The following is a 4912-nucleotide window of genomic DNA, read 5'->3' as shown; positions in this document are numbered from 1 at the left end:
GGGCGCGGCGGGGGCGCCCCCGGGGGGGGCCTATGGTTGCCTGGCGCTTCTCGCGGGCGCCTTCCCCCCGGGGGGGGGCCCCCGCGGGGGGGCCCCCCCGCCGCAAGTCGTGCAGGTGCGGAACGTCAGGATGCCTGAGCGGCCTCACTACCGGCCCCAAGATCGTCGACGTTCACCCCGTCACCGCGCTCCTCCTGCTTCTCCGCCTCATACCGGGAGTCGAAGCGCGGGCCGACGTTCTTCCGGCCGTTGCCAGGACTCTGGCCCAGACGGCGCCCGAGCTGTGTCGGGTTCAAGTCCCCGCGCGTTCCGAACCGGTGGTGCTCGCCTGCGTCCCTGGCCTCCTTGTAGATGGCGTACAGCTCCTCTTCGGGCAACACCTGCACGGGCTCGACCGCAGAGGCGTCCTGCTGCTTCTCCTCGGCCTGGTCCGGCACCTGCTCCTGCTCCTGCTCGACCGGCATCGCCTCCTCGGCTTGCTTGTCCTCGGGTGCAGGGCTCTTGGCCTTCTGGGCAGAGGTTTTCGCAGCGGGGCGGGGCGCGGCCGGTGCTGTGCGGGGCGCCGCAGGAACAGGCGCCGCCGTGTCGAGGAGCGCCCCGGAACCGCCCTCGTCAACCCAGTCCGAGCCAGCACCGCGGGCGCGGACGAATCCACTGATGTGCAACCCGAGACTGCCTCCGAGGGGCACCATCGCCGCGACGGCGCTGCCGACGGCGTAGACGTACACGCGGTTCTCCGTCATCACGGCCGGGGCGCCGCCGGCGCTGAACCATTCGCTGAGCGCGACCATGGCGTGGCCGACGTTCGCGGCGATCGAGATGCACAACAAGAACGCGAAGACCAGCCACAGCGACCAGTAGTAGCCGCCCTCGGCGCCTGCGGCGGTGCGCTTCCGGATGGAGGTGACGGCCCCGGCGGTGAAGGCGAGGAGCAGTTCCAGCGACCCGGCCATCGCTGCGGCCGCGAAGGCGGGGAAGCCTATGAGGGTCCCGGCCCAGTGGAGTTGGTACAGCGAGGCCAGCATCATTCCAAGGCCCGCGGCGGCGGCTCCGATGCGGAGGTTGCGGTGCCACTCTCGCAGCTCCCGCTCGCCCTGGGTGATGGCTCGGAGGGCAGGCAGCTTCGGCAAGACACGTCCCTTTCGTTCGGGTCTTCCCGCGGACCTATGCTCATCGGCCCTCGGGTTGCCCAAACGATATAGCGTTCCCCCTTTCTGCGCTCCTCCTGATCTCGCGCATCCGCCGTCACGGCTTCTACGGGGTGGAGTTCACCAGTCCAGGACCTTGCGGGGAGCGCGCCGGTCGGGGCCGACGACCTTCGCCAGGTACGCGCGGTCTTCAATGCGGGACAGCAGCCGCTCGCCGAGCACCGCCTTGATGCCGTCGCGCCGCAAGTTCGTGGAGAACACGGTGGGGCGGCCGGACGCGAGGCGGGAGCCGACCAGGTCGGTCGTCTCCCGGCGCACGAACTCTGTCTGAACGCCGTCCATTTCGCCGCACAGCTCGTCAAGGATCAGCAGGTCGGGGTCTTCCACGTGGCGCTTGCGGATCTGGTAGCGGCTCATGTCGTCAGGGCCGCCGTCGGGGCGGCGCCAGGTCAGGTACGTGGAGTGCTGCACGAACCGCACGAGCAGTCCCCGCTCGGCGGCTTCGTTGCCGAGCGCCGCCACCGCTGTGGTCTTCCCTGAGCCGATGTTCCCGGACACGATGAAGTGCATCGTGCTGGGCCGGGCCTTCTGCTTCTTGGCCTCGACAATCGAGTTGAGCCACCCGTTGAGGCTCTGAGGGTGCTGGTAGTCGTCCAGGTCGGGGAGCCTCCACTTCAGGTAGTCGTCGTGGTCGGCGGCCTTCATGCTGTTCGTCCAGGCGAGGGCACGGGCGTGAGCCTGCGGCACGGAGACGTCCTCCCACAGTTCAGTGTCATCTTCCTCGGGCGGGGCGGGCACGCCGAGCTTAGAGAGGTCCGCGCCGCCCCGCCGCAGGGCCTCGACCATGCGGTCGGTGATCTCGAACAGTCGCTTCGGCTCGCGTGCGGGGACGATGCGCTCGGCTGCCAGGGTGCTCACCGTTCATTCTCCTTTCGCATCACGCAGGGACGATGCCGAACTCAACGCCCTCGTCCAGGACTTCAGGGACCTCGGGTGCGGGCAGTCCTCCCGTGCCCTCTGTCCCCCAGGTCGCGGCATCGCTGTACGGGGCCGGGCGGCCGCCGTACTGGGCGGGCATCGGCTTGTTGTTCCGCTCGTCGCTCAGCGCCCGCTGGAACTGGTGCGCTGTCGGGAAGTGGACGCCAGTGCGCTGGAACGCCTTGGCCACCTGTCTTTGGGTGTACTCGGCGTCCAGTGCCTGCTGGCCCAGCTTGACGAGTCCGAAGTACCAGCCGGACTTCTGCTTGCCCGCGTACGGGCCGAGGTGCTTCGAGGCGTGCTCGTAGTACCAGGTGGCGACTTCTTGGGCGGGCGTTTTCTCCTTCGCTGCCTTCGTCGGTCCTTCCGCCTCCGCTCGCGGCTCGTCGGCGGCGGGGGCGTTGCGCTGCACGATCTTCTTCTTGGCGACGGAGCGGGCTGCGGCCGGTGGGGTCTTGCGCGGCCGTTTCTTCGGCTTCGGGGTGTTCGCGGCGGGCGCCTCGTCCGGTGCGGCCGCCTCGCTGGCGGGCGGGAAGCCATCGGAGCCAAGGGTCTCGTCGGGGTAGCGGACGAGGAAGCTGCCGTCATCCTGCTCGTCGACGGGGATCGTCAGCGAAGCGTCAAAGGTCACGTAGTCCTTGGCCCACTGTTCATTGGGGTACTCGCTGATCGCTGCGCCCATCACGTTCTTGCCGTCCAGGAAGCGACGCTTCTCAAGCCGGTAGTAGCCGTGCGCGGCCAACTCGTGGAGCGCCTTACGGACAGCATCGCGCCCTTCGCGTCCTTCGCCGCGGGAGAGCTGTTCGGAGCGGACGTTCCAGCTATCGGACTGGTCGAGGCAGTACGTCAGCAGTCCGAGGGCTCGGTAGCTCAGGCGCGTGTCGCGGGCGGTCTTGGACTCGACCATGACGAAGGGGGAGCGCCGGTTGCGGCGCACCGCGCTGCGGTCGGTCACGCTTTCGCCTCGCTCGTCGTGTCCTGGGGCAGCCGGAAGTGGGTGTGCCACGTCTTGCGGCCGTGGGTTCCCATTTCGTATACGCGCCGGGACTCGGCCATACCTGCTCCGCGAAGCTCTGAAAGGGGCTCGCGGGCTTGGTGGTTGGTCAGGTTGCAGCCGTCGGCAACGTCCTGGACGGTGACCCATCCGCCGTCGCTCTCAAGGACGAGGTAGCAGTAGAGCCGGAACGCGCGGTCGGATATCTCTCCAGCAACGGCTGGGGCGATGGGGGTGTGGGAGGGCAAGGCGGTCGTCCTTCGGGGAGGGGGCCCGGCCGCCTCGGGATGCGGCCGGGCCGTCGTGCGACGGTGCGTGGACTACTGCTGCTGCTCGGTGACCCGGTTGGGCGGGCCGGGGAGCATAGGCACGCCGCGCAGCAGACCGTCGAGCCGTCCTTCGTGGAACGCCTCCATCACAGCCTCCCGGCCGCCTTCCTTCCACGTCGTCGTCACGGAGCCCGTGGGCTTGCCGCCGGGGATACGGGTGATACCAGGGATCACTTCGCCGGTTTGCTTGTCGACGATGGCGTCCGTTTCCTTGTCGTACTTGGCGCGCTTGAGCATCGAGTCGCGGAACGCGGGCCGCGCCTGGATGATCACCTCTACCTCGCCGCGCTCCTCGGCGTAGGCGTTGAACGCGTCCGCGTCGCCAACGACGTACTTGTCCTTGGAGATGGCCACCGTGTGGGTGGCGACGGCGACGCCGTCGACCTTGGCGTCAACGGACTTGGTGCTGCTGTCAGGGTTGTCGTACGCGACGAGGAGCGGCCCCTTCACAGCGGCGATCTTCTCGTCGATCGCGGGCACGACATGGTCCTTGAACAGCTTGGCGAAGACCGAGAGCAGCGCGGCATCACCCAGTGACAGGGCGGACTGCGGCATCTCTTCCGTGTCGTCGTACGACATGCTGGGTCCTTTCTCACCCCAGGCGTCGCCCAGGGCTCTTCGGGTCGGTCCTGGGCGCGGCGCAGAGGGCGTCACCAGTAAGTACGTCGACTGGCGAAAATCTGTGACACCTAGGCCCAGAGGGCTGGGTTGCTCTCCCAGCCACACGAAATACTACAGCACACGTCACTCGATGGTGCAACGGACTCCCCGTCGCGCATCCCACGGGCAATCCGGGGGCCATCCCTCAGGCATCTCAGCCCGGCACAGCGCGTTGGCCCATTCTCGCTTGACCTGCAAACGTGGCGTTTGTAAGTTGCGGCACATGACTGATGAGCTGACCACCACTCAGGACTGCGCCGCGCGATGGGGCGTCAGCGATGGCTACGCCCGTCAGGTCCTCGCCTCCCTCGATCATGTCGACCGCGACCCAGATACCGGCGCCAAGAGGTACAAGCGGGCTGCCGCCGACGCTGCGCGCAGTAGCCAACCAGGGCGCGGCCGGCGCCTGGACCTGCGCTCCCCTGCCGTGGTGAGCCATGAAGCCTTTCTGCGGCTCGCCGCGGACGAGTCCATCCCGGCTCAGCACCGGGCGCTGTGGGCTCTGATGCAGTCCGGCATGCGCGTGGGCGATGCGCTCAGTCTGGACGTCCGTGACGTGGACCTCGACGAAGGCCAAGCCCATGTCGAACTGCCGGTCAAGGGGCGGAAGCCGCAGACTGTCCCGCTCAGCGACCGCGCGGCCGAACTCGCGCGGGAGGTCATGGCCGAGCGCTCCGAGGGCCCGCTCCTGATGGACAAGCAGGGCCGTCCGGTGAGCCGCTACAGCGCCATCAAATTCGCGAAGGTCGCGGCCGGGCTGCCCGTCCACGCGTTCAAGACGCCCCCGCACACCCTGGAATCCC

Annotated in this window: 6 protein-coding genes; 1 reads left to right on the top strand and 5 read right to left on the bottom strand. The window is 68.4% G+C overall.

The window, feature by feature from the left end; genetic code table 11:
* Window positions 1-125 precede the first annotated feature (125 nt).
* The 5 genes from ACFWZ5_RS21385 to ACFWZ5_RS21365 all read right to left on the bottom strand — a co-directional run bounded on the left by ACFWZ5_RS21385 (window position 126) and on the right by ACFWZ5_RS21365 (window position 4028).
* Window positions 126-1130 carry a hypothetical protein gene (locus ACFWZ5_RS21385; protein WP_384890985.1) on the bottom strand — a complete coding sequence of 335 codons (1005 nt, stop codon included), beginning with the start codon at window positions 1128-1130 and terminating at the stop codon, window positions 126-128.
* 138 nt (window positions 1131-1268) lie between these two features.
* Window positions 1269-2066 carry a hypothetical protein gene (locus ACFWZ5_RS21380; protein ID WP_384890983.1) on the bottom strand — a complete coding sequence of 266 codons (798 nt, stop codon included), beginning with the start codon at window positions 2064-2066 and terminating at the stop codon, window positions 1269-1271.
* 19 nt (window positions 2067-2085) lie between these two features.
* On the bottom strand, window positions 2086-3081 hold the full coding sequence (locus ACFWZ5_RS21375) for a hypothetical protein (RefSeq protein WP_384890980.1): 996 nt from the start codon (window positions 3079-3081) through the stop codon (window positions 2086-2088).
* The gene (locus ACFWZ5_RS21370) at window positions 3078-3368 is read right to left on the bottom strand and encodes a hypothetical protein (RefSeq protein WP_384890977.1); all 291 of its coding nucleotides are present in this window, start codon (window positions 3366-3368) and stop codon (window positions 3078-3080) included. Before ACFWZ5_RS21370 ends, ACFWZ5_RS21375 begins: the two co-directional genes overlap by 4 nt.
* Before the next feature lie 72 nt (window positions 3369-3440).
* Window positions 3441-4028: a hypothetical protein gene (locus ACFWZ5_RS21365; protein ID WP_384890974.1), complete on the bottom strand. Its 588-nt coding sequence runs from the start codon at window positions 4026-4028 to the stop codon at window positions 3441-3443.
* A 304-nt stretch (window positions 4029-4332) separates the two neighbouring features.
* Between ACFWZ5_RS21365 and ACFWZ5_RS21360 the strand changes: the two genes are divergently transcribed.
* On the top strand, window positions 4333-4912 hold a 580-nt coding region (locus tag ACFWZ5_RS21360), incomplete at its 3' end, for a tyrosine-type recombinase/integrase (RefSeq protein WP_384890971.1).

This window comes from Streptomyces sp. NPDC059003 (assembly GCF_042740445.1).
In the GTDB taxonomy this organism is placed as follows: domain Bacteria; phylum Actinomycetota; class Actinomycetes; order Streptomycetales; family Streptomycetaceae; genus Streptomyces.
This window is presented reverse-complemented; position numbering and strand designations above follow the sequence as displayed.

Bases quoted from the DNA above. Each gene is read 5' to 3' on its own strand.
- ACFWZ5_RS21365 (WP_384890974.1), bottom strand. From the start codon at position 4,028: ATGTCGTACGACGACACGGAAGAGATGCCGCAGTCCGCCCTGTCACTG.